Below are 26,001 nucleotides of genomic sequence, written 5' to 3'. Positions count from 1 at the left end.
GTGCACACCGGGGCCGGTTTCAATAAGGTCTTTGCCTCCGCTCAGAGCTTGAGCTTGCCTGGGAAGTAGTGATCGTAGGCAAGCGCCAGGTCGGGCGCGTTCATCAGTTCATAGAAGGTGACCTGCTCGACCCAGGCGCGCTGGCTGTCGAGGCATTTCTTCATGAACGGATCGGCCTCGAGTTCGGGGATCAGCTTGTCCCAGGCCTCGAGCTGTGCCGCCAGGATGTCTTCCGAGGTGCGGTGCACGGTGACATCGGCCTCTTCCTGAAGCCACTTGAGGTCTGCCGAGTAACGACGCATCGCCTTGGCGGTGTTCGCGGTCGACACGGCCTCGACGCCGTACTTCAGGATCGCACGGAGATCCGGGTCCAGCTCTTCCATGGTGAAGCGGGAGAACAGGAACTCGAAGCTTTCCGACGCCTGGTGATAGGACGACAGGTAGTAGTTCTTCGCCACGTCATGCGCGCCGAAATCCTTGTCCGAGGACGGGTTGTTGAACTCGAACGCGTCGATGACGCCACGCTCCATCGCGGGCACGATCTCGCCGCCGGGAAGCTGTGCCACAGACATGCCCATGGATTGCAGCAGGTCCGCCGCGAGGCCCACGGTGCGATACTTGAAGCCTTCGAGGTCCGCGGCGGTGTTCACCTCTTCCTTGAACCAGCCGAAGGGCTGCGCGAACATCGGGAAGCCCATGTAGCCGTCCACGTCCATCCCGAGGATGTCCTGGGTCAGCTCGTCATAGAGCGCCTTGCCGCCGCCTTCGTAGAACCAGCTCAGCATCGTGGTGGCAGAGCCGCCGAAAACGGGGCCGGTTCCGAAGAGCGAGGCCGCCTTGCTCTTGCCGTACCAGTAGACCGGCACCGAATGCGCGGCGTCGAGAACACCGTCGTTCACGGCATCGAGCACCTGGAACGCGGCCACGACGGCGCCCGCGGGCAGCACGTCGATCTTGAGGCGTCCGCCGGACATTTCCTCCACCCGGTCGGCATAGTCCTGTGCGAACTCCTGCCAGATGTTCCCGGCACCCCAGGATGTCTGCATCTTCAGCACGATTGGCGCCTGCGCCAATACCGCCGGGGCCGCGAGCGTACTCGCCGCTGCCACCGGTGCCCCCACCGCGGCGCGGCGCAGGAACGAACGGCGGTCAAACTTCGCCTTGTCTGTCATGGTTTCCTCCCAATTTGCATAAGCAACTCCCGTGTGGATGGCACATGCGCGCATACACGCACAGGCGATTCGGTGCACATGGCCCCCCGCAGCGTCGCCATCGTATCGTGCGGTTTTACAAAAACAAGGGTTCTGGTAAAATTATCTGACCAAAAGGGGGGTTCGAGGTGCCCAAATAGGGCCACGGTGCATTGTCATGACCCCCGTGCCAAGAGATGCACCATCCTTGTTTTTCGCCTCATTTTACTGGCCCAGACGGCGACGCAGTCCCGTGCAAGGCAGGTGACAACGGTGGTTCGTCGCTGATAAATGGCATGACGTAATGCCGCAGCCAGGGTGGCCGGACGGGGCGATTTCACTTGCCTTTCGGCCGGGGACGGGCGACCCAAATGGCCGGGGACCAAGAAACAGGGAGACCGGAAGAATGAAGAAACTGTTGGCAACAGCCGCCGCTCTGGCGCTCGGGGCCGGGGTGGCCTCGGCCGATGTAAAGGTGGGCATGATCACCACGCTCTCGGGCGGCGGCGCGGGCCTCGGCATCGACGTGCGCGACGGCTTCATGCTCGCCATCGAACAATCTGGACGCGACGATATCGAGGTCGTGATCGAGGATGACCAGCGCAAGCCGGACATCGCCGTGCAGCTTTCCGACAAGATGATCCAGTCGGAAAAGGTGGACGTGCTCACCGGCATCATCTGGTCCAACCTCGCGATGGCGGTAATCCCAAGCGCGGTGGCGCAGGGCAAGGTCTACCTTTCGCCCAATGCCGGGCCGTCGGCGCTGGCGGGCAAGGGTTGTCACGAAAACTATTTCAACGTCGCCTGGCAAAACGACAACCTGCACGAGGCCGCCGGGGCCTATGCCAACAGCGCCGGGTATGAAAACAGCTTCATCCTCGCGCCCAATTATCCGGCGGGTCAGGATGCGCTCACCGGCTACAAGCGGTTCTACGAGGGCAACGTCGCGGGCGAGATCTACACCCAATTGGGCCAGACCGACTATGCCGCCGAGATCGCGCAGATCCGCGCCAGCGGCGCCGACAGCGTGTTCTTCTTCCTGCCCGGCGGGATGGGGATTTCTTTCCTCAAGCAATATGCGGATTCGGGCGTCGGCCTGCCGGTCGTGGGCCCGGCCTTCAGCTTTGACCAGGGGATACTTCAGGCCGTGGGGCCCGCCGCGCTTGGTGTGGTGAATACCTCGCAATGGTCCAAGGATCTGGACAACGCCGCCAACGCCGCCTTTGTCGAGAGCTTCGAGGCCAAGTATGACCGCCTGCCGTCGCTCTATGCCAGCCAGGGCTTCGACACCGCCAACCTGCTGATCTCGGCGCTGGAAAAGGCCGACCCGTCGGACGCCGATGCGTTCCGCGAGGCGCTCCGGGCGGCCGATTTCGACTCGGTGCGGGGTAAGTTCCGGTTCGGGCCGAACCATCACCCGATCCAGACCATCTATGCGCGCAAGGTCATCAAGGAAGGCGACGTGTTCACCAATGAGGTGATCGGTACAGCACTTGAGGACCACTCCGACGCCTACGCGGCCGAGTGCAAGATGTAAGCCACTCTCCCGGCCCGTCGCGCACATCGCGGCGGGCCGGGACAATAACGGGCAGGACATGTCTCTCATCCTCGTCATCGAGCAGATCCTCAACGGGGTGCAGCTTGGCGTGATGCTGTTCCTGATGGCCGCGGGGCTCACGCTCATCTTCGGCGTCATGGGGCTCATCAACCTCGCGCACGGCTCGCTCTACATGGTGGGGGCCTTCGCCGCCGCTGCTGTGGCGGGGGTGACGGGCTCTTTCCTCTTGGGCCTCGTCGCGGCGCTTGTCGCCGCCGCCGCCGCGGGCGCGCTGATCGAGGTGACGGTGATCCGGCGGCTTTATGCCGCCGACCATCTCGACCAGGTGCTGGCGACCTTTGCGCTGATCCTCGTCTTTTCAGAGGGGGTGCGCTGGGTGTTCGGCTCTTTCCCGCTCTTTCTCGACATCCCCGCCGCGCTGTCGGGGCCGGTGACCCTGCCGGGCGGGATCGAGTATCCGCTTTACCGGCTGGTGCTGATCGGCATCGGGCTGGCGGTGGGGCTGGGCCTGTGGTGGCTGATCGAGCGCACGCGCCTCGGCATCCGCATCCGCGCTGGCGAAAACGACCGCGAGATGATCGCGGCGCTGGGCGTGGACATCTCGCGCCTCTACACGCTGGTCTTCGCGCTCGGCGCGGCGCTGGCGGGGCTGGCGGGCGCGCTTGTGGGCGCGATCCAGTCGGTGCAGGTCGGCATGGGCGAGCCGGTGCTGATCCTCGCCTTCGTGGTGATCGTGATCGGCGGCATCGGCTCAATCCGGGGGGCATTTGTCGGCGCGCTGCTGGTGGGGTTGACCGAGACGCTTGGCGGCGTGTTCCTGCCCGCCTTCTTTGGCCTGTTCACCGATCCGTCGACGGCTACCTCCATCGGGGCGTCGCTTGCCTCGATGGCAATCTACGTGCTGATGGGCGTGGTGCTGGTGTGGCGGCCCACGGGGCTCTTCGGGGTGCGGGCATGATCGGCGAAAGGGTGCTGAGCCTCGGCGTGCTGGCGGTGCTGGGCGGTGTCGCGTTGCTCGCTGCGGCCACCGACGAGCCGTTTACCATCACGCTCGCCACGCGGGTGGCGATCCTCGCGTTGGCGGCGGCAGGGCTCAACATCGCGCTTGGCCTCGGTGGGCTGGTGAGCTTCGGCCACGCGCTGTTCTTCGGCCTCGGCGGCTACGTCATGGGCATTCTCGCCTTCCACGCGCAGACCTACACGCCGCTCGATCTCGGGCTGTTGGAGGTGGCGGGGACGAAATCCATGCCGGTGATCTGGCTTGCGGCGGTCGCGGTCTCGGCGCTGGTGGCTGTCCCGATAGGGCTTCTGGCGCTGCGCACGACGGGCGTGTATTTCATCATGATCACCCTCGCCTTCGCGCAGATGTTCTACTACTTCACCATCTCGTGGAGCGCCTATGGCGGCGAGGATGGTCTGTCGATCTACGTGCGCAACGGCTTTCCGGGGCTCAACACGCTCGATCCGATCCAGTTTTTCGGGCTGTGCTTTGCGCTGCTCTGCGTGGTGCTGTGGCTCAGCGCGCGGCTGGCGCGCTCGCCCTTCGGCCTCGCTCTGGGTGCCGCGCGGCAAGCCCCCGCCCGCGCCGAGGCGGTCGGGTTCGACCCGATGCGCCTGCGGCTGGTGGCCTTTATCATCTCGGGGGCGATCGCCGGGCTTGCGGGCGCGCTCTATGCCGACCTCAACCGGTTCGTAAGCCCGGCCATGTTCGGCTGGCACCTGTCGGGCGAGTTGATCGTGCTGGTGATCCTCGGCGGCGTGGCGCGCATCATCGGGCCGGTCGTTGGCGCGGGGCTTTTCGTCATGCTCGAGCATTTTCTCGGCCAGGTCACCGATTTCTGGCAGGTCTGGCTGGGGCTGATCCTGTTGGTGATCGTGCTCTACGCGCGCGGCGGGATCGTCGGGCTCGTGTCGCCGCGGAGGGCCGGGCATGGCTGATCCGGTGCTGGAGGCGCAAGGCCTGAGCAAGAGCTTCGGCGCGCTGGTGGCCAATGACGCGGTCACGCTCGATTTGCGGCCGGGCGAGATACACGCCGTGATCGGCCCCAACGGGGCGGGAAAATCCACCCTCATCGCGCAGCTTTGCGGCGCGCTACGGCCCGACAGCGGCGAGGTCCGGCTTCAGGGTGAGGACATCACCGGGCTGAGCGTGCCGCAGCGCGCGCGCCTCGGGCTGGCGCGCACGTTCCAGGTCTCGGCGCTGGCGATGGAGGATAGCGTGCTGGAAAACGCCGTGCTGGGCGCGCTCGGCGCGACGGGCAGCCCGTGGCGCTTCTGGCGCGCGGCGTTGAGTCGCCCTACGCTGGTCGCGCAGGCCGAGACGGCGCTCGACCGGGTCGGGCTGGCGGAGGCGCGCCACCGCCGCGTGGCCGATCTCAGCCACGGGCAGCGGCGTCAGTTGGAGGTAGCGGTGGCGCTGACGCTGGGGCCACGCGCCTTTGTCATGGACGAGCCGATGGCCGGCCTCGGCACCGAGGGCTCGGCGGACCTCACCCGCCTGCTCGACGCGCTGCGGCACGAGGCGCCGATCCTGCTGGTCGAGCATGACATGGACGCGGTCTTTGCCCTTGCCGACCGGATCAGCGTGCTGGTCTACGGCCGCGTGCTGATGACCGGCACCGTGGCCGAGGTGCGCGCCAGCGCCGAGGTGCGCGCGGCCTACCTGGGGGACGCGGCATGACGCTGCTCACGGTCTCGGACCTCACCGCCAGCTACGGCGCAAGCCAGGCATTGTTCGGTGTCGATCTCTGCGTGGCCGAGGGCGAGGTCGTCGCGCTGATGGGCCGCAACGGCATGGGCAAGACCACCACCGTCAAGGCGATCTGCCGGATGATCCCCTATGAGGGACGGCTCACTTTCGCCGGGCGCGACCTGCACGCCATGCCCTCGCACCGCGCGGCGCGCATGGGCATCGGGCTGGTGCCCGAGGGGCGGCGCTGCTTCGCCGGGCTGAGCGTGGCCGAGAACCTTACCGCCGCCGCGCGCCCCGGTCCGTGGAGCATGGAGCGCGTGCATGCCCTCTTTCCCCGGCTGGCCGAACGCGCCGGACAGCGCGCCGCTTCTCTCTCGGGCGGCGAGCAGCAGATGCTGGCCATCGGGCGTGCGCTGATGACCAACCCGCGCCTGGTCATCCTCGACGAGGCAACAGAGGGGCTCGCCCCCGTGGTGCGCGCCGAGATCTGGTCCGCGATCCACACCGTCAGGCACGAGACCGGCATGGCGATCCTGCTGGTGGATAAATCATTGAAGGAACTGTCGCGCATCGCCGACCGTGCGGTGATTCTCGCGCGCGGGCGCACGGTGTGGGACGGGGCGATGACGGCGCTGACGCCCGAGATCACGCAGCGCCATGTCGGGGTCTGACGCGGCAAGGGGCCTGACAATCCCGTGAGAATGGGCGCGGGTGCGTTTCCCTGCCATATCTTCTGTGTCACCCAAGCCGCGACCGACGGAAAGGAGCGCACCGCGCATGGAAAGCATCTATTACGTCCTGTGCTGGGCCTGCCACCGCCGCTGCAAGCATTGCTACGAGGCGCGCTTTCGCCCCTACGTTCGCGGCGCGCTGCGCGAGGTGGTGGACGAGGCGCGCACCACCTTTCCCAAGGTGCTGGACAGCCTGCCCGACGAGCTGAGCTATCTTGATCTGAATGCCCCGTCCGAGACCGCGCCGGGCGGCTACGAGCGCCGCGCGAGCCGGATCATCCTCGCGGGGGGCGAGGTGTTGGTCGATCCCGTGCGCGAGGAGGTTCTGTATCCCGCGCTGGAGGCGATCCAGCGCAAGTATGGCACGCAGGGCGTGCGGGTGATCGTGCAGACCACCGGCGATCTGGTCACGCCGCAGATCGTGGATGATCTGCTGGCGCGCGGCGTCTGGATGATTTCCTGCGCCGGGATGGATGATTTTCACGTCGGCCACGAGGGGGAAAAGCGCGTGCCGCTCATCGACCGGCTGCGCGAGATGTTCGAGGCTGCGGGAATGCGCGACAGCGCACTGGCCTCCACCACCCGCAACTGGGCCGATCAGACCCACGATCAGCCGGTCTATTCCATGTTCGGCGCGACCGAGGATGCCTGGATCGGCAAGATATGGCCGCGCGGGCGGGCGTGGGAAAACTCGCTCAGCAAGGCCGATATCACCGACAATTTCTGCAATGTCTGGTCGGGTGGCCTCGGCTTTCTCAATCGCGGCTATTCGGGGTCGGAAGTGTCCATCGACCCCAATGGCGACGTGTTTCCCTGTTGCCTCAAGACCGCGGCCCCCCTGGGCAATCTCTGCGAGGAGCGGCTGGACGACATCCTCGACAGCCTCGTCGGCCACCCGGCGTTCGAGGCGATCTCGATGGGCCACCCCGAGCGGATGGGCATGGCGCATGGCTGGGACTTGCCCCGCTTCCTCGACGAATCCCGCACCACCCGGCCCGATGGAGAGCCCTATCGCAACCTCTGCATCGGCTGCGACCGCTTCTTCGAAAAGGTGCTGGGGCCAGAGCTTGAACGCCTCCGCGCCGACCGGCTGGCAGCGAAGCGGGCGGCGGAATGACCGTGGTCGCCGGGGATCGCCGCGCCGCGCTGATCCCGGCGCTGGCGCTGGCGCTCGACGCGGCGGGTATCGCCCCCGGAACGCCCGCGCTCATGCCCGACACCGGGCTCGCCCATGACCATGTGCGCCTTGGCGGCACCGGCTGGATCGCGCGGCTGCCCAAGCAGAGCCAGATGCAACTGGGGGCCGCCGAGAACCTCGCCTACCAGGCCGCCTGTTTTACCCGCGCGAGCGCATCCGGCCACGCCCCGCGCCTGCACGCCGTGCTGCCACCCTCGGATGCGCTGCCGCGCGGTGGGCTGGTGGTGGAAGAAATCGTGGGGCGGGTTGCCCGCCTGCCCGAGGATCTGCCCGCCATCATGGCCGCCCTCGCCGCGATCCACGCCCTGCCGGTCCCGGAGAAGGACAGGCGCCCGCCGCTCCTTGACCCCGCCGACCCGCTGGCCGGGCTGCTGGAGGAAATCGGGGCACAGGCGGCCTACCTGCACGCGGTGGACCCGGAAACGCGGGCAATCATCGAGACCCACTTCGCCGCCCTGCGCGATCTGGCCGCCGATGGGCCGCGCCCGCCCAAGCGGCTCATCTCCTTCGACGCGCACCCCGGCAATTTCCTGATCACGCCCGAGGGCGGCGCCGTTCTGGTCGACCTGGAAAAGGCCCGCTACAGCGCGCCGCCGCTCGATCTGGCCCATGCCACGCTTTACACCTCGACCACCTGGGATGTGGCCACCCACGCGGTGCTGACGCCCGAGCAGGTGGCGGAGGCGTGCCACCATTGGCTCGATTGCCTGCCCGGACCCGAGCGTGCCGCCCTCGCGCCGTGGACCCTGCCGATGCGCCGCGCCATGTGGCTCTGGTCGATGACATGGTGCGCGAAATGGCGTGTGCTGTCGGGGGCAGAGGCCAAGGCGACGCAGGACGGCGAGGACTGGGCGGCGGACAAGAGCGAGGCGGCGCTGATCGCCCATGTCCGGGGCCGCGTCGATCACTATCTCGCCCCCGCCACGGCGGCGCGGATGGATCAGGACTTCGCGCGTCTGGCCAATACACTATAACAAGATAACCCAACCAGGAGACCTCGACATGATCCGACAGATGCTGACATCGCTGGCAGCCCTTGCGCTGGCCGCACCGCTCGCGGCGCAAGAGGTGACACCCGACCCTACCGACTGGGCGGCGATCACCGGGGCGGCGGAGGGGCAGACCGTCTATTGGCACGCTTGGGGTGGCTCGAATGCCATCAACGACTATATCTCCTGGGCGGGCGACGAGGTGGCCGGGCGCTATGGCGTCACCGTCGAACATGTCAAGCTCAAGGACACCGCCGACGCCGTCAGCCGCGTCATCGCCGAGAAATCGGCGGGCAAGGATTCCGGCGGCGCGGTCGATCTCATCTGGATCAACGGTGAGAATTTCGCGGCAATGAAGGAACAGGGGCTGCTCTATGGCCCCTGGGCCGAGGACCTGCCCAACTGGCAATACGTCGATGTCGAGGGCAAGGCCGCCGTGACCTCGGATTTCACCGTGCCCACCGAGGGGCTGGAGGCCCCCTGGGGGATGGCGCAGATCGTCTTCTACCACGACACCGCGCGACTGGCCGAGCCGCCCCGCTCGATTCCCGCGCTGCTTGACTGGGCGCAGGACAATCCCGGCCGCTTCGCCTATCCGCAGCCGCCGGATTTCCTCGGCTCGACCTTTCTCAAGCAGGCAGTGATGGGGCTGGCCCCCGACCCGTCGGTGCTGACCAAACCGGTGAGCGAGGAGAGCTATCACGAGGCCACCGCGCCGCTCTGGGATTACCTCGACGATCTCACGCCCAACCTGTGGCGCGGTGGCGCGGCCTATCCGCAATCGGGGCCGCGGCTGATCCAGCTCATGAACGATGGCGAGATCGACCTCGCGCTCAGCTTCAACCCCAACGAGCCGTCGAACGCCATCGCCAATTTCGAGCTTCCGGGCACGGTGCGCAGCTACGTGCTCGACGGCGGCACCATCGGCAATGCGAGCTTCGTCGCCATCCCCTACAACGCCAACGCCAAGGCGGGCGCGCTGGTGCTCGCCAATTTCCTGCTGTCGCCCGAGGCGCAGGCGCACAAGCAGGATCCGGCAGTCTGGGGCAACGGCACCGTGCTGGCGATGGACGAGCTCTCCGCGCAGGATCGCGCCCGCTTCGACGCGATAGAACTCGGCGTGGCGACGCTCACCCCCGCCGAACTCGGCGAGGCGCTGCCCGAGCCGCATCCCTCCTGGATGGTGCGGCTGGAACAGGACTGGACCGCGCGCTACGGCGTCGGCCAGTAGGCACGCGTGCGCGCCGCTGCCAGCATCCCCGTCCCGGCGCGTCTCGCGCGGCGGGCGCGGTTTCTGCCCTGGGCCCCGCTGCTGACGCTGGCGGTGATGCTGGGGCCGGTGCTGGCGGGGTTACTGGGCACGCTTGCCCCGGCGCTGGGTTACATGCCCGCGCTGGGCGGGCACAGCCTCGGCCTCGCCGCTTTCGAGGCGCTCGCGGCCTGGCCGGGCCTGCCGCGTGCGGTGGCGCTCAGCCTCGGGGTGGGGTTTGCCGCCACGGCGCTGTCGCTCGCCATCGTCACGCTGATCTGCGCGGGCTGGGCGGGCACGCGGACCTTCGCCGCCATCGAGCGGCTGTTGTCGCCGCTCCTGTCGGTGCCGCACGCGGCGGCGGCCTTTGGCCTCGCCTTTCTCATCGCCCCCTCGGGCTGGATCGCCCGCGCGCTCTCGCCCGGGCTCACGGGATGGGCGCAGCCGCCCGACCTGCTGATCCTTCAGGACCCGGCGGGCCTCAGCCTCATTTTCGGGCTGGTCACCAAGGAGGTGCCCTTCCTGCTGCTGATGACGCTGGCGGCGCTGACGCAGGTGCGCCCGGGCCAGAGCCTGCGGGTGGCACATGCGCTCGGCTATGCGCGCGTAACCGGCTGGCTCAAGGTGATCTTTCCGCTGGTCTACCGCCAGATCCGCCTGCCGGTCTACGCGGTGCTGGCGTTCTCCATGTCGGTGGTGGACGTGGCGATCATCCTCGGGCCCAACACGCCGCCGACGCTGGCCGTGCAGGTGGTCCGCTGGATGAGCGACCCCGACCTCGCCCTGCGGTTTCAGGCGGCGGCGGGGGCGGTGCTGCAACTGGGGCTGGTGCTGTTCGGTCTCGGCCTGTGGCGGTTGATCGAGATAGCCGTGGCGCGGGCCGGGCGCGCGTGGATCGTGCGCGGCGGGCGCGGGCGGCGCAGCACCGGGCGGATGCTGCGCATGGGCGCGCTGGTGCTGGGCGCGCTGGCCGCACTCGCGGTGATCGCGGGGCTGGGGGGGCAGGTGGTCTGGTCCTTCGCCGGCCTCTGGCAGTTTCCAGACCTGCTGCCCGACGGCTTTACCTTTCGCAACTGGGATCGCCACGGCCCGCGCCTTGCCGGTCCCGCCGCCGAGACCCTGCTCATCGCCGGGGCGGCAACGGGGCTGGCGCTGCTGCTGACGCTGGCGAGCCTCGAGGCCGAGCACCGCCACGGCCTGCGCCCCGCCACGCGGGCGCTGTGGCTGCTCTACCTGCCGCTGATCGTGCCGCAGGTGGCGTTTCTCACCGGCTTTCAGACGCTATCGATCCTGACGGGCGTCGATGGCGGGCGCGCGGCGGTGGTGCTGGCGCATCTGGTGTTCGTGCTGCCTTATGTCTTCCTGTCGCTGTCGGACCCGTGGCGCGCCTGGGACGCGCGGCAGGACATCGTGGCGCGCGCGCTGGGCGCGGGGCCGGATCGCGTGCTCTGGGCGGTGCGGCTGCCGATGCTCTTGCGCCCGCTCCTCGTGGCGGCGGCGGTTGGCTTTGCCGTCTCGGTGGGGCAATACCTGCCAACGCTCTTGGTGGGTGCGGGGCGGGTGGCCACGCTCACCACCGAGGCGGTGGCGCTGGCGGCGGGTGGCGACCGGCGGGCCATCGGCGTCTACGCGCTGGCGCAGACGGCGGCGGCCTTTGCCCCCTTCGCGCTCGCCGTGCTGCTGCCACGGATCGCGTGGCGCAACAGAAAGGGGATGCGCGATGGATGAGGGCCTGCGGTTCGAGCACCTGATGATCGCCCTGGGCCCCGAGCGGCTTATCGCGCTCGATTGCACGGTCGGCCCCGGCGAGGTGCTGACGGTGATGGGGCCGTCCGGTTCCGGCAAATCCACGCTGCTCGCGGCGATCACCGGCACGCTCGATGCGGCCTTTACCATGACCGGGCGCATCCGGCTCGACGGGCATGATCTCTCTGGCCTGCCCACAGAGGCGCGGCGCATCGGCATCCTGTTCCAGGATGAATACCTGTTTCCGCATCTCTCGGTCGGGGCCAACCTCGCCTTTGGGCTCAAGCCCGAGGTGCGTGGCCGCGCCGCCCGCCGCGCGCGGATAGAGGCGGCGCTGGCCGAGGTCGGCCTCGAAGGGTTTGCAGACCGCGACCCGGCGACGCTCTCGGGTGGTCAGCGGGCGCGGGTGGCGCTGCAACGGATGCTGCTGTCAGAGCCGCGTGCGCTGCTTCTGGACGAGGCGTTCTCCAAGCTCGACACCGGGCTGCGCGCGCAGGTGAGGGCGCTGGTGTTCGACACCGCCCGCCAGCGGGCGCTGCCGGTGCTGCAAGTCACCCACGACCATTCCGACGCCGAGGCGGCGGGGGGAGAGGTGATGACGCTGGGGTGAGGGCACACTGAGCGCTGCGATGACCTCGCGCGGAATCAGAGCGCGCCTTGCGCGCTCCCGCGCATCGCCGGGCCGCCCCCCGGCACGGCGATATGGCTGCAACCTGCGCGCCGCTCGGGTCTAGTGCGAATTTGGCTGCCATAAAGCGCGGCAGAAGAACCGACGGATCGCCGCGCCGCGGCCCATCGATGCGCGGCGCTGCTGTTAGGTCGGCGCCAACCCGCTCCGCCGCCTACCGCGACAACCCGCCATGCAACGTCGGCACATCCAGCGCGGCAAACCCGTAATGCCGCAGCCACCGCAGGTCTGAATCAAAGAACGCCCGCAAATCGGGGATGCCGTATTTCAGCATCGCGATCCGGTCGATCCCCATGCCGAAGGCAAAGCCCTGCCATTCACTCGGGTCGATATTGCCGGCCTCCAGCACGTTGGGATGCACCATCCCCGACCCGAGGATTTCCAGCCAGTCGTCGCCCTCGCCGACCTTGAGCGTGCCGCCTTCCCAGCTACAGCGGATATCCACCTCCGCCGACGGCTCTGTGAACGGGAAATGCGAGGCGCGGAATCGCAGGTCGACGTGATCGACCTCGAAGAACGCCTTGACGAATTCCTCCAGCACCCATTTCAGATTGGCCATCGAGATATCGCGGTCGATGGCCAGCCCCTCGACCTGGTGGAACATCGGCGTATGCGTCTGGTCGTAATCCGCGCGATAGACGCGGCCCGGCGCGATCACCCGCAAGGGTGCGCCCTGCGCCTGCATGGTGCGGATCTGCACCGGCGAGGTATGGGTGCGAAGCACGTGCGGGGGCCGGTCGTCGCCCTCGGCACGGTGCATGTAGAACGTGTCCATCTCGGCGCGCGCGGGGTGGTGGCCGGGGATGTTGAGCGCGTCGAAATTGTACCAGTCGCTCTCCACCTGCGGCCCCTCGGCCACGGCAAACCCCATGTCGGCAAAGATCGCCGTGACCTCCTCGGTCACTTGAGACACCGGGTGGATCGTGCCCTGCCGCCGGGGGCGCCCCGGCAGCGTCACGTCGAGCCATTCGCCGCGCAGCCGCTCGTCGAGCGCGGCATCCGCCAGCGCCGCCTTGCGCGCGGCGAGCGCCGAATTGATCTCGTCCTTGAGCGCGTTGAGGCGCGGCCCCGCTTCCTGCCGCTCCTCGGGGCTCATCTTGCCCAGTTCGCGCATCTTCAGGCTGATCTCGCCCTTCTTGCCCACGGCCTGCACGCGCAGCGCCTCGAGCGCGGCCTCGTCTTCGGCCCCGGCGATGGCTGTCAGGTATTTCTCGCGCAGGTCGCTCATGTCCGTCACCCCGATATTGTCCCCGGCGGGTTAGCGCGCCTGCGCGCGGGGCGCAAGCGCGCCCACGCCCCTCAACCCGGCAGGATGCGCGCCTGAAAGCAGTTGTTGCGTGCCGAACGCACATCGACATGGGCCACCCCGGGCCAGCCGAGCGCCCATTCGGCATGGTCCATCAGCGCATCGGCGGCCACTACCTTGCCCGTGCCATAGACGATGCGCTCATCCGCGCCATAGCCCTTGAGCAGGTAGTCGGGACTCGCGCGCAACGCGGGCGGGATGCCCGCGCCCTCGAACCGCGCACAGGGCGCGGCACAGACAAAGATCGGCCCGGTTTCGGCATAGGGGTGCAGCCCGGCAAAGGGGCGGTGCGCGAGCACCAGCATCTCCGCCCCCTCCGGGATGAAATCGAGGCAATGGCGGCAGGGGTTGCCGCTGCCGCGCGCCACCTGCCGCTCGGGCGGGTTGCCATAGGCGTCGGGCGCGCCGGAACGCCAGGCGGTGACGAGATCGGTGGGCAGGGCGGTGATCCTGGGCATGGCGGGCCTCCTCGGGAATGATGGCCCAAGCTTGCCCCGCCCCGCTCAGTCGCGCGACCCGGAACCTGCGGAATCGCGGGCACGCGCCTCCTGCCCTTCGCGCATCATCTCCTCCAGCCGTTCGAGGCGGCTCAGCACCTCGTCGCGATAGGTGTCGGTCTTTTCCACGTCCTCGGCGTGATGTGCGTCCTGCATCGAGTTGACGATGAGGCCGACCAGCAGGTTCACCACGGCGAAGGTGGTAACCATGATGAACGGGACAAAGAACGCCCAGGCGTAGGGAAACTGCTCCATCACCGGGCGCACGATCCCCATCGACCACGATTCCAGCGTCATGATCTGGAAGAGCGAATAGGCCGAGCGCCCCAGATCGCCGAACCACGCGGGGTACGCGTCGCCAAACAGCTTGGTCGCCATCACCGACCCGATGTAGAAGATCATCCCCATCAGCAGGAAGACCGAGCCCATCCCCGGCAGCGCCGTCACCAGCCCCTCGACCACGCGCCTGAGCGACGGTGCCACCGACACCACGCGCAACAGGCGCAGGATGCGCAGCGCCCGCAGCACCGACAACCCTTGCGTCGTCGGCACCAGCGAGATGCCCACGATCACGAAATCGAAGACATTCCAGCCGCGGCGAAAGAACCCGGCGAACCCCCGCGCGTAGAGCTTGGCCACGATCTCCACCACGAAGATCGACAGGCACAACTTGTCCAGCGCGACGATCAGCGCCCCCGCCCGCGCCATCAGCGGCTCGACCGTTTCCAGCCCGAGGATCACCGCGTTGAACAGGATCACGCCGAGAATGGCGTTCTGGAAAAGCGACGTGTCGAGAAACCCGCCCACGCGGTTGCGAAAATTCATGTCCTGCCCGTCTGTTCGCGCTGCAATTGCGGGTCATATGGGCGCGGATGCCCGGCACCGCAAGCGCGCGTCTCGGGCGTCACGACCTTTGCAGCATCCGGCCCAGCGGACGGCCACCGATGATGTGCAGGTGATAATGCTGCACCTCCTGCACGCCGTCCTCGCCGGCGTTGGTGATGGCCCGAAAACCCTTGCCGCCGATACCCGGCCCGACGCCGGTTAAGCGGCAGATCTCGGCCACCGTCCGGCTGAAATCCACGATCTCGGCATCGCTCGCCTCGGTCACGAAATGGGCGTAGTCCACATAGGCCCCTTTCGGGATCACCAGCACATGCACCGGCGCCTGCGGCTGGATGTCCTCGAAGGCGAGCGTGTGCCCGGTCTCCAGCACGGTCTTGTTGGGAATCTCGCCGCGCAGGATTTTCGCGAAAACGTTCTGGTCGTCGTAGGTATAGGCCATTTGGTCTCCTCAATCCGCGAAAAGATGGTCAAAGTCGGCGATCTCCTGCGCCTTTTCGGCAGGAATATCAAGGAATCGCGCCAGCATATCGGCAGAGCGGTCGCGATCGTCGCTTTCCCGCATGATGAGGTGATTGGCGAAACCGGCATCGCGGATGCGGTCTCTCTCGTGGACGATATCGCCCCGTATCGTCGGCAGCAGCCGCTCCAGCGTATCGCGTTGGGTCTGTTCCCCTGCGAGCCCGACGCGCCTGGCATGGCCGATGAGATAGGCGTCGGAGAAATCGCACTGTATCTCAAGCAGCCGCGTCTTGGCCCGGTCGCTGCAAAAATCCGTCAACAGATCCATGTTGGCAGGGTCCATGCAGACGACGAGCCGGTCGGTCTCGTAATAGTCGAACAACATCCGCATCAGCGCGCGGCGATGGCGGGTGCGCTTGACGAGGCTGGCCTGGATGCCGCCGAGATTGGGCAGGGCGGTGCCCTCCTCGTTAAAGAGATACTCGATCACCGGCAGGTCGCTCATCTGGCGGATGCGTCTTACCAGCCGCTTGGCCACATGCCATTTCTTGCACAGCACGATCATCAGCTCGCGGTCGCGCCCGATGGTGCTCTCGACCTCCCAGAACCGCGGCGAAAACCGCCGCCCCTCGCGCCCGCGCCCGGTGAGGAACTTGTAGAGATTGCGGCCCTCGTCGGAAATCTTGAAGCTGGCCGTTTCGTTGCTGTAGAGCGTCCCAAGCCGCCGTTTGAGCACCACCGCCTCGGGGCTGATCTTGCGGGCAAAGAGATAGTCCTGCCCCAACAGCATGTCGTAATGGTCGTTGTAGAACGTGACCGGCATCCCGTAATCGGTGAACATCAGGAAGGTGAGCGTGCGCGTCTCGATCTCTGTCTCGGGCACCAGATGGCGCACCAGCGTCTGAAAGAACGTCTCGTCGGGGATCCAGGTGGTGCGGAAAAACCGTATCACGTCGCGCCGCTTGCGGACGAAATCGAGGATCCATTCCACCGTGCGGCGGCGCAGGCACCACCACTGGCTGCCGATCTGCACATCGATGTCATGCGGAATCGCGCGCGTCAGGCGTAGCCGTTTCTGCAACTCGAAAGAGGTGTAGAAACGCCATTTCTGCGTGCGCTCGTTAAAGAAATGGCGGTAGACGAGCCGCTCTTCCTTCATCCCGGTCTTGATCCAATCGCTTTCGAAATAGTCAAAGCTCTCGATGTAATCGACGTCCCGGGCATCGAGAAACTCATGCGCATAGCGCGCTGACTTGATCGGCGCGCAATCCCCCGAGAGCATGTAGAAATGTGTTGCGCGCGGGAATGTCTCGACCGCCGCCTCGACGGCATGGAGCGTGGCCTGCACCAGCGACCACTCGCCCCAGCCGCATTTGATCCGGCGGCGGGCAAAGACCACGTTGGGATTGTCGGCCAGCCCATCGCGGATCCGCGCGAACGCCTCCGGTTTGGCGCGCGCATCGAAATGGATCGCGATGTAATCGCCTGCCGCCGTCAGCATCCGTGCCTGCCGCACGATGGCCTCGGGGTCCTTGTGACAGAGCAGGATGAAGGCGATTCTTGCCATTAAGGAAACGTTTTCCTGCGTTTTTCGGGCGTTGTCTAAAGCAATAGCGGTGAACGCCCCGCCAATAAACAGGCTTTCGTTGTTTTTTTGAAGAGGTTAGATAATCCTGACGCGGGGGCAGGACGAGAGGCACGGCGATCATGGGGTTTCCCGGAACATGGATGACCGAGAGCGAGAGCGTGGTTTACCGCGTTGTCCCGAAATGCGCCTGCTCGACCATTGGCCAGATCATGTATTACTCTGATCACGGTGCGTTCTTCGACGGTGACATCCACGATGCCATGTCGGGGATGCACAAATGGGCCATCGAGGACAGCCAGAAGCTCATCTCGGCCAACGTGCGCAGTCACCGCTCCTACGCCTTCACCTGCGTGCGCAATCCCTATACCCGCATCCTGTCCTCGTTCTTTGACAAGATATGCGGCATCCAGCGCAACGGGCGGCGCTATCGCGGCAAGCTGGTGCCGACGATCATCCAGAAATACGGCATCGAGGTGGGTGGCGAGGACGGCAAGCAGGAATTCGACCAGGTCCGCAGCTTTCGCCGGTTCCTGCTGTTCGCCCGCGACACCATCCGCTGGAAGCGCCCGATGGAGCCCGATATCCACTGGTCGGCCATGTCGGGCCATGTCTCGACCTTCATCGTCAACGGCGGGCGCTACGACAAGATATTCTGGACCGAGAAATTCAACGAGGGGATGGGAGAGGTGCTGGCCGCGATCGACACGCCGCACGAGGTCGATCTCAAGACGATTCCCCGCTTCAACGAATCCGAGGGCCACGGCCCGAAACGCGCCCACCCGGTCGAGGATTACTTCGACGACCTGTCGATGCATCTGGTCTACGAGATCTACAAGCGCGACTTCGAGGTGTTCAAATACGATTTCGAGAACCCGGCAAACAAGATGCCGGTGGGCGAGATCGACCTCGACGAGGTCCATGCCAAGCTGGGCGAATAGCGGCCCGCAAAGCGGCGGGGTTGCATTTCCTCGCGACTCGGGTATACGCCGCGCCAGACATGCGCGTGATGCCCGCTATCCAGGCAAGAGCCAAGGCCCCCGATTTGGCGGGGCAGGCCCGGGTATCTGTGCAACCAGACATTGATAGACCCGGGAAAGGTTCAGACACCCATGGCCAATACGATCCAGTCCAAGAAGCGCGCGCGCCAGAACGAAAAGCGCTACGCCGTCAACAAGGCGCGTCGCTCGCGCATCCGCACCTACCTGCGCAAGCTCGAAGAGGCGATCGCCTCCGGTGACAAGGATGCCGCCACCGCCGCGCTGCGCGCCGCACAGCCCGAACTGATGCGCGGTGTGACCAAGGGCGTCTTTCACAAGAACACCGCCGCGCGCAAGATGTCGCGGCTCTCGGCACGGGTGAAGGCGCTGGGCTGACCGCATCCAATGACACGAAATCGAACGGGCATCGCCATGGGGCGGTGCCCGTTTGCGTTTGTGCCTCCGTGCGACAGCCAGAGATTCTTTTCCGCCCCCGGTCCTGTCAAGCGCAATGATGAGTTGTCTGGACGCGTGCCGCGTTGGTAACGTCATAAGTGCGATTCACGCTTGGGGGGGACAGGCCATTGCTAGCTTGGGGCAGATATCCTGCCCCGGCTCGCCAGAGGAAAGCCTTTTCGCTTTCCGGTCTTGTCTGATAGCATTTTGACGGAGAGATCCCGGTGGCTTTGGGACGGGTCGCGGGCAGGGATTTTTCCATCAATATGCAGTGTGCAGAGGCGTCTGTGTCAGGTGCCGGCTCGTGGCCGGTGTCGACCATATCCTTTGTCCTCCGTCGCGGGTTGCGATTTTTGACCTGTTATCGGGCCCCTGTCCGATGGCGCAGAAAAGAGCAGCGGAACGGGACATATGATACAAGAACAGTGGGGTGAGCTGAAACAGCAGATCCGGCAGGCAGTCGGGCAGAACAAGTTTCGCAACTGGATAGAGCCACTCGAATTCGCGGAGGTGTCCGACGGTGTGGCCACGCTCTCGGTGCCGACCCGGTTCATCGGGAATTACGTGGTCCAGCATTTCGGCGACTTGATCCTTTACAAGCTGTCACAGATCGATTCCGGCGTGCGCAAGCTGGATTTCCGTGTCGGGGTCAATGGGTCCGATGCGCCGCAAGCGCCGAAACCGGCCCCCGCGCGCGCCGCACGGAGCGACAACCCGCTGCATTCCGCCCCGCTCGACGATCGTTTTCGCTTCGACAGCTTCGTCGTCGGCAAGCCCAACCAGCTTGCCCATGCCGCCGCGCGCCGCGTCGCCGAAGGCGGCGAGACCACCTTCAACCCGCTGTTTCTCTATGGCGGCGTCGGGCTGGGCAAGACGCACCTGATGCACGCCATCGCCTGGGATCTGGTCGAGCAGCAGCCCGACATGACCGTGCTTTACCTCTCGGCAGAACAGTTCATGTATCGCTTCGTGCAGGCGCTGCGCGACCGCAAGATCATGGACTTCAAGCAGATGTTCCGCTCGGTCGACGTGCTGATGGTCGATGACGTGCAGTTCATCGCCGGCAAGGACAGCACGCAGGAGGAATTCTTTCATACCTTCAACGCACTGGTCGATCAGAACAAGCAGATCGTCATCTCCGCCGATTGCGCCCCCGGAGAGATCGCGCGGCTGGAGGACCGGATCAAGTCGCGGCTTCAATGCGGCCTCGTCGTCGACCTGCACCCCACCGATTACGAATTGCGCCTCGGCGTGTTGCAGAACCGTGCCGAGCGTTACCGCGAGGCTCAGCCCGATCTCACGATCGAGGACGGCGTGCTCGAATTCCTCGCGCATCGCATCAACACCAATGTGCGGGTTCTCGAAGGCGCGCTGACCCGGCTCTTCGCCTTTGCCTCGCTGGTGGGCAAGCCGATCTCGCAGGAACTGACGCAGGATTGCCTCTCGGACATGCTGCGCAGCTACGAGCGCAAGCTCTCGGTCGAAGAGATCAAGCGCAAGGTGGCCGATCACTACAACATTCGCCTGTCCGATCTCGTCGGCCCCCGGCGCACCCGCTGTTATGCCAGGCCGCGGCAGATGGCGATGTACCTGTGCAAGCAACTCACAAGCCGCTCCCTGCCCGAGATCGGGCGCAGCTTTGGCGGGCGCGACCACACCACCGTGATGCACGGGGTGAAGAAGATCGACGAGCTGCGCCAGAAGGATGCCCAGATCGCCGACGACCTCGAATTGCTGCGCCGCTCGCTCGAGGCCTGAGGCGGCAGTCCGGTCCCCGGCCCTTGACGCAGTGGCAAATCCGGCTGACAACGTCACAAAACGCTTGAGCCGGATGGGGATTTCGGTACCGTGCCCCTCCCGGCGCGAGAGCGGTATCTGACAGGAGCGAGGGCATGAAATTCAGCATCGAACGGGGCACGCTGCTCAAGGCGGTCGCGCAAGCGCAGTCGGTGGTAGAGCGCCGCAACACAATCCCGATCCTCGCCAATGTCCTGATCGAGGCCGAGGGCGAGCGTGTGCAATTCCGCGCCACCGACCTCGATATCGAGATCGTGGATATGGCAACGGCGCAGGTCGAACGCGCGGGGGCAACCACGGTTTCGGCGGTGATGCTGCACGAGATCGTGCGCAAGCTGCCCGACGGCGCGCTTGTCACGCTGTCCGAGGATGCGGCGTCGGGGCGGCTCGCGGTGCAGGCGGGCCGGTCGAATTTCAACCTCGCCACCCTGCCGAAAGAGGACTTCCCGGTGATGGCCTCGGCGGAATACGCGAGCAACTTCTCGGCCCCCGCCGCGACGCTCCGGCGGCTGTTCGACAAGTCGAAATTCGCCATCTCCACCGAGGAGACCCGCTATTACCTCAACGGCGTCTACATGCATGTCTCCGAGGCCGATGGCGGCAAGGTTCTGCGCTGCGTGGCCACCGACGGCCACCGCCTCGCCCGGATCGACGCCGACCTGCCCGAGGGCGCGGCGGACATGCCCGGCGTCATCGTCCCGCGCAAGACGGTGGGAGAGCTGCGCAAGCTTCTCGACGATGACGACATGAAGATCGCGGTTTCGGTTTCCGAAACCAAGGTGCGCTTCGCCACCCCCGACATCACCCTGACATCGAAGGTGATCGACGGCACCTTCCCCGACTATACCCGCGTCATCCCGCAGGGAAACACCCGCCGCCTCGAAGTGGACGCCGCCGAGTTCGCGCAGGCGGTAGACCGCGTGGCGACGGTCAGCTCCGAACGCTCGCGCGCGGTCAAGCTGTCGCTCGACGAGGACCGGCTGATCCTCTCGGTCAACGCCCCCGACAGCGGCGCCGCCGAGGAAGAGCTGGCCGTGGCCTATGGCGACGAACGGCTGGAGATCGGTTTCAACGCGAAATACCTGCTGGAAATCGCCAGCCAGGTGGACCGCGAGAACGCGGTGTTCCTGTTCAACTCCTCCGGCGATCCCACCCTGATGCGCGAGGGCAACGATACGACGGCGGTTTACGTGGTCATGCCGATGCGGGTGTGACATCTGTCGGAGCCTCCGGCGGGGATATTTCTGGCAAGATGAAAGGGTCGTGAATGCCCGGCCTCTACCTGTCGGAATTGACCCTCTCGCATTTCCGTTCGCACAAGTCGGCGCGGCTCATGCTCGATGCGCGGCCGGTGGCGATTCACGGCCCCAACGGCGCGGGCAAGACCAACCTGATCGAGGCGGTCTCGCTGCTGTCGCCCGGGCGGGGCCTGCGGCGCGCGGCGGCGCAGGACATGGCGCGCCGCCCTGAATCCCTCGGCTGGAAGATTACCGCCATCCTGCAGTCCCTGCACCAGGTACACGAGGTCGAGGTCGTCTCCGAGGACGGCACCGCGCGGCAGGTCCGTATCGACGGCAAGCCCACCGCGCAGCTTGCGCTGGGCCGCATCGCCCGCGTGCTCTGGCTCATCCCGGCGATGGACCGGCTCTGGATCGAGGGGGCCGAGGGGCGCAGGCGTTTCCTCGACCGGATGACCATGAGCTTCGTGCCCGGCCATGCCGACGCGGTTCTGGCCTATGAAAAGGCCATGCGCGAGCGCAACCGCTTGCTCAAGGACCAGGTGCGCGACGCGCACTGGTATCTCGCCCTCGAACGGCAGATGGCCGCGGCGGGGGCCGAGATGCACGCCAACCGGCAGCAGGCGCTGGCACTCATCGCCGGCGCGCAGATGCAGGCTGAAACGGCCTTTCCCACCGCCGAACTGGACCTGACCCAGACCGAGGGCGAGATGCCCGAGGGCGCCGATGAGCTGCGCGAGGCGCTGGCCGAAAGCCGGTTTCGCGACCTCGTCGCCGGGCGCACGCTGGTCGGCCCGCACCGCGCCGACCTTTACGGCGTCTATGCCGCCAAGGGCGTGCCCGCCGCCGAGTGCTCCACCGGCGAGCAAAAGGCGCTTCTGGTGTCGCTGATCCTCGCCAATGCCCGCGCGCTGGCGCGCGATTTCGGGGCGCCGCCGATCCTGCTTCTGGACGAGGTGGCCGCCCATCTTGACGCGGGCCGCCGCGCCGCGCTTTATGACGAGGTTTGCGGCCTCGGTGCGCAGGCGTGGATGACCGGCACCGGGCCAGAGCTTTTTGCCGAACTGGGCTGTCGGGCACAGCACATCCGCGTCACCGACACCGAAGGCACCAGCCACATCACGGAGGATGCCACACCATGACCCCGCAGCGCGTGACCCTCATCACCCTTGGCGTGGCCGATCTCGACCGCGCGCGCGCATTCTACGCCGCCCTCGGCTGGACACCGGCGGCGGCGCAGGACGAGGTCGTTTTCTATCAGCTGAACGGGCTGGTTCTCGGACTGTTTGGCAAATCCGACCTGGCCGCCGATCAGGGGCGGCCGGGTGCCGCGCTTGGCACCGGCGCGATGGCGCTGGCGCAGAATTTCCCCACAGAGGCCGAGGTGGACGCCGCCTATGACCGGGCCATCGCCGCCGGGGCCACGCCGCTCAAGCGCCCCGAAAAGGTGTTCTGGGGCGGCTATTCCGGCTATTTCGCCGATCCCGACGGGCATGTCTGGGAGCTGGCGATGAATCCCTTCTGGCCGCTCGCCCCCGATGGCAGCCTCACCCTGCCCGATGCTCCATGACCGTCACGCTATTTGACCTCATGCTCTACGCGGCGGCGATGGCCGGGCTCTGGGCGGTGCCCGGCCCGGTCTGGGTGGCGCTCACCGCGCGCTCTCTCTCGGGCGGTATGCGCGGGGCGTGGCCGCTTGCCGTGGGCGTGGCGCTGGGCGATCTGATCTGGCCGCTCTGCGCGATCCTTGGGCTGGCCTGGGTGCTGTCGCTCTATGGCGACGCGCTCGGCCTCCTGCGCTGGGTCGCGGCGGCGGTGTTCATCGTGATGGGCCTGCTCTTGCTCCGCACCCCGGCGCGCGTGCCCGGCGCCGACAGCCGCATGACCCGCCCCGGTCTCTGGGCCGGGTTTTCCGTGGGCATGGCGGCGGTGATCGGCAATCCCAAGGCGATCCTGTTCTACATGGGCTTCCTGCCGGGCTTCTTCGATCTCTCGCGCGTCACGGTTCCCGACATCGCCGCCATCCTCGCGGTCTCGGCCGTCGTGCCGATGCTGGGCAACCTCGGCCTCGCGCTGTTTCTCGATCGTGCCCGGCGTCTGTTGCAGAGCCCCAGGGCCATTGCGCGGCTCAATTCGGCCTCTGGCCTGCTGCTGATCCTCGTCGGGCTGGTGATCCCCTTCACCTGAGCACGAAACAGCGCAAAATATGGGGTGGGGCCGTGACATTCCCCCCCAGACTTCGTATAAAATGCGAAACATTCCAAAGGGAAATCCGCATGTCCGAACCCGCCATCGTGCCCGAAGAATATGGTGCCGATTCCATCAAGGTTCTCAAGGGGTTGGAGGCTGTCCGCAAGCGCCCCGGCATGTATATCGGTGACACCGATGACGGCTCGGGCCTGCACCACATGGTCTACGAGGTCGTCGACAACGGCATCGACGAGGCGCTGGCCGGTCACGCCGACGCCGTGAACGTTACGATTCACGCCGATTCCAGCGTCTCGGTCAGCGACAATGGCCGCGGCATCCCCACCGATATCCACGAGGAAGAGGGCGTCTCGGCGGCCGAGGTCATCATGACCCAGCTGCACGCGGGCGGCAAGTTCGACCAGAATTCCTACAAGGTCTCTGGCGGCCTGCACGGCGTCGGCGTGTCGGTGGTCAACGCGCTCTCCGATTGGCTCGAACTGCGCGTCTGGCGAAACGGCAAGGAGCACCTCGCCCGTTTCGAGGGCGGCTTTACGGTCGACCATCTTCACGTCGTCGGTGACGCCGACGGGCGCAAGGGCACCGAGGTGCGCTTTCTCGCCTCGACCGACACCTTCTCCAACCTCGACTACAGCTTCGAAACACTGGAGCGGCGGCTCCGCGAACTGGCCTTCCTCAATTCCGGCGTCCGCATCATCCTGCGCGACGAGCGCCCACCCGAGCCGCTGGAGAGCGAGCTTTTCTACGAAGGCGGGGTCAAGGAATTCGTCAAGTATCTCGACCGTCACAAGACCCCGATGATGCCCGAGCCGATCTTCATCATCGGCGAGCGCGACGGGATCACCGTCGAGGTGGCGATGTGGTGGAACGACAGCTATCACGAGACCGTGCTGCCGTTTACCAACAACATCCCGCAGCGCGACGGCGGCACCCACATGGCGGGCTTTCGCGGCGCGCTCACCCGCACCATCAACGCCTACGCCCAGACCACCGGCATCGCCCGCAAGGAAAAGGTCAGCTTCACCGGCGACGACGCCCGCGAGGGGCTCACTTGCGTGCTGTCGGTCAAGGTGCCCGATCCCAAATTCTCGAGCCAGACCAAGGACAAGCTGGTCAGCTCCGAGGTGCGCCCTGCGGTCGAGGGTCTGATGAACGAGAAACTCGCCGAATGGTTCGAGGAAAACCCCCAGATCGCCAAGATCATCGTCGGCAAGATCATCGAGGCCGCCCATGCCCGCGAGGCGGCGCGCAAGGCCCGCGACCTGACCCGCCGCAAGAACCCGATGGATGTCAATTTCCTCGCCGGCAAGCTCAAGGACTGCTCGTCCAAGGATCCCTCCAAGACCGAGCTTTTCCTCGTCGAGGGCGATAGCGCCGGCGGCTCTGCGCAGACCGGGCGCGACCGGGGCACGCAGGCGGTGCTGCCCCTGCGCGGCAAGATCCTCAATGTCGAACGCGCCCGCTTTGACCGGATGCTGGGCTCCCAGGAAATCGGTAACCTCGTGATGGCGCTTGGCACCGGCATCGGGCGGGACGAGTTCGACATCACGAAACTGCGCTACCACAAGATCGTCATCATGACCGATGCCGACGTGGACGGCGCGCATATCCGCACGCTGCTGCTGACCTTCTTCTACCGGCAGATGCCAGAGCTGATCGAGGGCGGATACCTCTATATCGCGCAGCCGCCGCTCTACAAGGTGATGCGCGGCAAGTCCGAGGTCTATCTCAAGGATCACCCCTCGCTCGAGGATTACCTGATCGAGCAGGGCACCACCGATGCAGCCCTGCGCCTTGGCAGCGGCGAAGAGATCGCCGGGCCGGACCTTGTGCGCGTGGTCGAGGAGGCGCGGCAGGCCAAGCGCATATTGGAGGCGTTCCCCACCCATTACCCACGCCATATCCTCGAACAGGCAGCCATCGCCGAGGCGTTCCTGCCCGGGCGCGTGGATGCCGATCTGCAGGGCGTGGCCGATACCGTGGCCACCCGGCTCGACATGATCTCCAACGAGTACGAGCGCGGCTGGCAGGGCCGCCCGACGCAGGATCACGGGCTACGTCTTACCCGCACCGTGCGCGGCGTCGAGGAAATCCGCACGCTCGACGGCCCGGTGCTGCGCGGCGGCGAGGCGCGCCGCCTTGCGCAGATGACGCAGGCGCTGCGCGACATCTACCGCGAGCGCGCAACGCTCCTGCGCAAGGACCGCTCGCAGCCCATCTTCGGCCCGCTCGACCTGTTGGCCGCGATCCTGAAAGAGGGGGAAAAGGGCCTCACGCTCCAGCGCTACAAGGGGCTGGGCGAGATGAACCCCAACCAGCTCTGGGAGACGACGCTCGATCCCGAGGCGCGCACGCTGCTTCAGGTCAAGATCGACGACGTGGCCGAGGCCGACGACCTCTTTACCAAGCTGATGGGCGACGTGGTCGAGCCGCGCCGCGAGTTCATCCAGGAAAACGCGCTCAGCGTCGCGAACCTGGATTTCTAGGGGCGATCATCCTCCAAGCGGAACGCGGGCGCCGGGGCGCTTGGAGAGAGACGTGCGGTTTTGGTCTGATGCGGTCATTCAGGTCTTGGTGCCAATGCGCGG

Annotated in this window: 24 protein-coding genes and 1 pseudogene; 19 read left to right on the top strand and 6 right to left on the bottom strand. The window is 66.3% G+C overall.

The window, feature by feature from the left end; translation table 11 throughout:
- Window positions 1–41 precede the first annotated feature (41 nt).
- Window positions 42–1,172, bottom strand: a complete 1,131-nt coding sequence (locus tag AC13D8_RS05570) for a TRAP transporter substrate-binding protein (RefSeq protein WP_482968004.1) — start codon at window positions 1,170–1,172, stop codon at window positions 42–44.
- 424 nt (window positions 1,173–1,596) lie between these two features.
- On the opposite strand from AC13D8_RS05570, the gene AC13D8_RS05565 reads away from it, so the two are divergent.
- From AC13D8_RS05565 to AC13D8_RS05515, 11 genes and pseudogenes are all read left to right on the top strand, one after another.
- Complete coding sequence (locus AC13D8_RS05565; protein WP_482968003.1) at window positions 1,597–2,727, top strand: ABC transporter substrate-binding protein; 1,131 nt, start codon at window positions 1,597–1,599, stop codon at window positions 2,725–2,727.
- A gap of 58 nt (window positions 2,728–2,785) precedes the next feature.
- On the top strand, window positions 2,786–3,706 hold the full coding sequence (locus AC13D8_RS05560; protein WP_482968002.1) for a branched-chain amino acid ABC transporter permease: 921 nt from the start codon (window positions 2,786–2,788) through the stop codon (window positions 3,704–3,706).
- The gene (locus AC13D8_RS05555) at window positions 3,703–4,686 is read left to right on the top strand and encodes a branched-chain amino acid ABC transporter permease (protein ID WP_482968001.1); all 984 of its coding nucleotides are present in this window, start codon (window positions 3,703–3,705) and stop codon (window positions 4,684–4,686) included. Before AC13D8_RS05560 ends, AC13D8_RS05555 begins: the two co-directional genes overlap by 4 nt.
- A gap of 64 nt (window positions 4,687–4,750) precedes the next feature.
- Window positions 4,751–5,197: pseudogene (locus AC13D8_RS05550) on the top strand (ATP-binding cassette domain-containing protein); the annotation flags it as partial.
- A complete protein-coding gene (locus AC13D8_RS05545; protein ID WP_482968048.1) occupies window positions 5,192–5,428 on the top strand; it encodes an ABC transporter ATP-binding protein C-terminal domain-containing protein in 237 nt (78 codons plus the stop codon). The pseudogene AC13D8_RS05550 and the gene AC13D8_RS05545, both read left to right, overlap by 6 nt.
- The gene (locus tag AC13D8_RS05540; RefSeq protein WP_482968000.1) at window positions 5,425–6,111 is read left to right on the top strand and encodes an ABC transporter ATP-binding protein; all 687 of its coding nucleotides are present in this window, start codon (window positions 5,425–5,427) and stop codon (window positions 6,109–6,111) included. Before AC13D8_RS05545 ends, AC13D8_RS05540 begins: the two co-directional genes overlap by 4 nt.
- Window positions 6,112–6,217: 106 nt before the next feature.
- Window positions 6,218–7,288 carry an SPASM domain-containing protein gene (locus AC13D8_RS05535; RefSeq protein ID WP_482967999.1) on the top strand — a complete coding sequence of 357 codons (1,071 nt, stop codon included), beginning with the start codon at window positions 6,218–6,220 and terminating at the stop codon, window positions 7,286–7,288.
- Window positions 7,285–8,343, top strand: coding sequence for a protein kinase family protein (locus AC13D8_RS05530; RefSeq protein WP_482967998.1), 1,059 nt, complete (start codon window positions 7,285–7,287; stop codon window positions 8,341–8,343). The genes AC13D8_RS05535 and AC13D8_RS05530 overlap by 4 nt, the downstream gene beginning before the upstream one ends.
- 28 nt (window positions 8,344–8,371) lie before the next feature.
- Complete coding sequence (locus AC13D8_RS05525; protein ID WP_482967997.1) at window positions 8,372–9,589, top strand: ABC transporter substrate-binding protein; 1,218 nt, start codon at window positions 8,372–8,374, stop codon at window positions 9,587–9,589.
- A gap of 96 nt (window positions 9,590–9,685) precedes the next feature.
- Window positions 9,686–11,335 carry an ABC transporter permease gene (locus AC13D8_RS05520; protein WP_482968047.1) on the top strand — a complete coding sequence of 550 codons (1,650 nt, stop codon included), beginning with the start codon at window positions 9,686–9,688 and terminating at the stop codon, window positions 11,333–11,335.
- Complete coding sequence (locus AC13D8_RS05515; protein ID WP_482967996.1) at window positions 11,328–11,963, top strand: ATP-binding cassette domain-containing protein; 636 nt, start codon at window positions 11,328–11,330, stop codon at window positions 11,961–11,963. Before AC13D8_RS05520 ends, AC13D8_RS05515 begins: the two co-directional genes overlap by 8 nt.
- A gap of 232 nt (window positions 11,964–12,195) precedes the next feature.
- On the opposite strand, the gene pheS is transcribed toward AC13D8_RS05515, so the two are convergent.
- The 5 genes from pheS to AC13D8_RS05490 form a co-directional block, all read right to left on the bottom strand.
- On the bottom strand, window positions 12,196–13,269 hold the full coding sequence (gene pheS / locus AC13D8_RS05510) for a phenylalanine--tRNA ligase subunit alpha (RefSeq protein WP_482967995.1): 1,074 nt from the start codon (window positions 13,267–13,269) through the stop codon (window positions 12,196–12,198).
- Window positions 13,270–13,340: 71 nt separating this feature from the next.
- On the bottom strand, window positions 13,341–13,805 hold the full coding sequence (locus AC13D8_RS05505; RefSeq protein ID WP_446249284.1) for a DUF1203 domain-containing protein: 465 nt from the start codon (window positions 13,803–13,805) through the stop codon (window positions 13,341–13,343).
- 45 nt (window positions 13,806–13,850) lie between these two features.
- On the bottom strand, window positions 13,851–14,669 hold the full coding sequence (locus tag AC13D8_RS05500) for an ion transporter (RefSeq protein ID WP_482967994.1): 819 nt from the start codon (window positions 14,667–14,669) through the stop codon (window positions 13,851–13,853).
- Window positions 14,670–14,748: 79 nt separating this feature from the next.
- The gene (locus AC13D8_RS05495) at window positions 14,749–15,129 is read right to left on the bottom strand and encodes an HIT domain-containing protein (RefSeq protein ID WP_104018260.1); all 381 of its coding nucleotides are present in this window, start codon (window positions 15,127–15,129) and stop codon (window positions 14,749–14,751) included.
- A gap of 9 nt (window positions 15,130–15,138) precedes the next feature.
- Window positions 15,139–16,716 carry a DUF5928 domain-containing protein gene (locus AC13D8_RS05490; RefSeq protein ID WP_482967993.1) on the bottom strand — a complete coding sequence of 526 codons (1,578 nt, stop codon included), beginning with the start codon at window positions 16,714–16,716 and terminating at the stop codon, window positions 15,139–15,141.
- Window positions 16,717–16,856: 140 nt separating this feature from the next.
- On the opposite strand from AC13D8_RS05490, the gene AC13D8_RS05485 reads away from it, so the two are divergent.
- The 8 genes from AC13D8_RS05485 (at window position 16,857) to gyrB (ending at window position 25,899) form a co-directional block, all read left to right on the top strand.
- Complete coding sequence (locus AC13D8_RS05485; protein WP_482967992.1) at window positions 16,857–17,675, top strand: sulfotransferase family protein; 819 nt, start codon at window positions 16,857–16,859, stop codon at window positions 17,673–17,675.
- A gap of 171 nt (window positions 17,676–17,846) precedes the next feature.
- The gene (rpsT, locus tag AC13D8_RS05480; protein WP_104018263.1) at window positions 17,847–18,110 is read left to right on the top strand and encodes a 30S ribosomal protein S20; all 264 of its coding nucleotides are present in this window, start codon (window positions 17,847–17,849) and stop codon (window positions 18,108–18,110) included.
- Between the two features lie 471 nt (window positions 18,111–18,581).
- On the top strand, window positions 18,582–19,928 hold the full coding sequence (gene dnaA / locus AC13D8_RS05475; protein WP_482967991.1) for a chromosomal replication initiator protein DnaA: 1,347 nt from the start codon (window positions 18,582–18,584) through the stop codon (window positions 19,926–19,928).
- A 134-nt stretch (window positions 19,929–20,062) separates the two neighbouring features.
- Complete coding sequence (dnaN, locus tag AC13D8_RS05470; RefSeq protein ID WP_129431419.1) at window positions 20,063–21,181, top strand: DNA polymerase III subunit beta; 1,119 nt, start codon at window positions 20,063–20,065, stop codon at window positions 21,179–21,181.
- A 53-nt stretch (window positions 21,182–21,234) separates the two neighbouring features.
- Window positions 21,235–22,347, top strand: a complete 1,113-nt coding sequence (gene recF, locus AC13D8_RS05465) for a DNA replication/repair protein RecF (RefSeq protein ID WP_482967990.1) — start codon at window positions 21,235–21,237, stop codon at window positions 22,345–22,347.
- Entirely contained in the window at window positions 22,344–22,775 is a 432-nt protein-coding gene (locus AC13D8_RS05460) for a VOC family protein (protein WP_482967989.1), read from the top strand. Before recF ends, AC13D8_RS05460 begins: the two co-directional genes overlap by 4 nt.
- The gene (locus AC13D8_RS05455) at window positions 22,772–23,392 is read left to right on the top strand and encodes a LysE family translocator (RefSeq protein ID WP_482967988.1); all 621 of its coding nucleotides are present in this window, start codon (window positions 22,772–22,774) and stop codon (window positions 23,390–23,392) included. Before AC13D8_RS05460 ends, AC13D8_RS05455 begins: the two co-directional genes overlap by 4 nt.
- 89 nt (window positions 23,393–23,481) lie before the next feature.
- Complete coding sequence (gene gyrB, locus AC13D8_RS05450; protein ID WP_482967987.1) at window positions 23,482–25,899, top strand: DNA topoisomerase (ATP-hydrolyzing) subunit B; 2,418 nt, start codon at window positions 23,482–23,484, stop codon at window positions 25,897–25,899.
- Window positions 25,900–26,001: the final 102 nt, after the last annotated feature.

Source organism: Roseovarius sp. B-10 (genome assembly GCF_056859295.1).
The sequence above is the reverse complement of the archived record's forward strand: the minus strand, read 5'-3'. Positions and strand labels throughout refer to the sequence as shown.

Coding starts and splice junctions, on each gene's coding strand:
- AC13D8_RS05570 (WP_482968004.1), bottom strand. CDS start 1,172: ATGACAGACAAGGCGAAGTTTGACCGCCGTTCGTTCCTGCGCCGCGCC.
- AC13D8_RS05565 (WP_482968003.1), top strand. CDS start 1,597: ATGAAGAAACTGTTGGCAACAGCCGCCGCTCTGGCGCTCGGGGCCGGG.
- AC13D8_RS05560 (WP_482968002.1), top strand. CDS start 2,786: ATGTCTCTCATCCTCGTCATCGAGCAGATCCTCAACGGGGTGCAGCTT.
- AC13D8_RS05555 (WP_482968001.1), top strand. CDS start 3,703: ATGATCGGCGAAAGGGTGCTGAGCCTCGGCGTGCTGGCGGTGCTGGGC.
- AC13D8_RS05545 (WP_482968048.1), top strand. CDS start 5,192: ATGGACGAGCCGATGGCCGGCCTCGGCACCGAGGGCTCGGCGGACCTC.
- AC13D8_RS05540 (WP_482968000.1), top strand. CDS start 5,425: ATGACGCTGCTCACGGTCTCGGACCTCACCGCCAGCTACGGCGCAAGC.
- AC13D8_RS05535 (WP_482967999.1), top strand. CDS start 6,218: ATGGAAAGCATCTATTACGTCCTGTGCTGGGCCTGCCACCGCCGCTGC.
- AC13D8_RS05530 (WP_482967998.1), top strand. CDS start 7,285: ATGACCGTGGTCGCCGGGGATCGCCGCGCCGCGCTGATCCCGGCGCTG.
- AC13D8_RS05525 (WP_482967997.1), top strand. CDS start 8,372: ATGATCCGACAGATGCTGACATCGCTGGCAGCCCTTGCGCTGGCCGCA.
- AC13D8_RS05520 (WP_482968047.1), top strand. CDS start 9,686: ATGCTGGGGCCGGTGCTGGCGGGGTTACTGGGCACGCTTGCCCCGGCG.
- AC13D8_RS05515 (WP_482967996.1), top strand. CDS start 11,328: ATGGATGAGGGCCTGCGGTTCGAGCACCTGATGATCGCCCTGGGCCCC.
- pheS (WP_482967995.1), bottom strand. CDS start 13,269: ATGAGCGACCTGCGCGAGAAATACCTGACAGCCATCGCCGGGGCCGAA.
- AC13D8_RS05505 (WP_446249284.1), bottom strand. CDS start 13,805: ATGCCCAGGATCACCGCCCTGCCCACCGATCTCGTCACCGCCTGGCGT.
- AC13D8_RS05500 (WP_482967994.1), bottom strand. CDS start 14,669: ATGAATTTTCGCAACCGCGTGGGCGGGTTTCTCGACACGTCGCTTTTC.
- AC13D8_RS05495 (WP_104018260.1), bottom strand. CDS start 15,129: ATGGCCTATACCTACGACGACCAGAACGTTTTCGCGAAAATCCTGCGC.
- AC13D8_RS05490 (WP_482967993.1), bottom strand. CDS start 16,716: ATGGCAAGAATCGCCTTCATCCTGCTCTGTCACAAGGACCCCGAGGCC.
- AC13D8_RS05485 (WP_482967992.1), top strand. CDS start 16,857: ATGGGGTTTCCCGGAACATGGATGACCGAGAGCGAGAGCGTGGTTTAC.
- rpsT (WP_104018263.1), top strand. CDS start 17,847: ATGGCCAATACGATCCAGTCCAAGAAGCGCGCGCGCCAGAACGAAAAG.
- dnaA (WP_482967991.1), top strand. CDS start 18,582: ATGATACAAGAACAGTGGGGTGAGCTGAAACAGCAGATCCGGCAGGCA.
- dnaN (WP_129431419.1), top strand. CDS start 20,063: ATGAAATTCAGCATCGAACGGGGCACGCTGCTCAAGGCGGTCGCGCAA.
- recF (WP_482967990.1), top strand. CDS start 21,235: ATGCCCGGCCTCTACCTGTCGGAATTGACCCTCTCGCATTTCCGTTCG.
- AC13D8_RS05460 (WP_482967989.1), top strand. CDS start 22,344: ATGACCCCGCAGCGCGTGACCCTCATCACCCTTGGCGTGGCCGATCTC.
- AC13D8_RS05455 (WP_482967988.1), top strand. CDS start 22,772: ATGACCGTCACGCTATTTGACCTCATGCTCTACGCGGCGGCGATGGCC.
- gyrB (WP_482967987.1), top strand. CDS start 23,482: ATGTCCGAACCCGCCATCGTGCCCGAAGAATATGGTGCCGATTCCATC.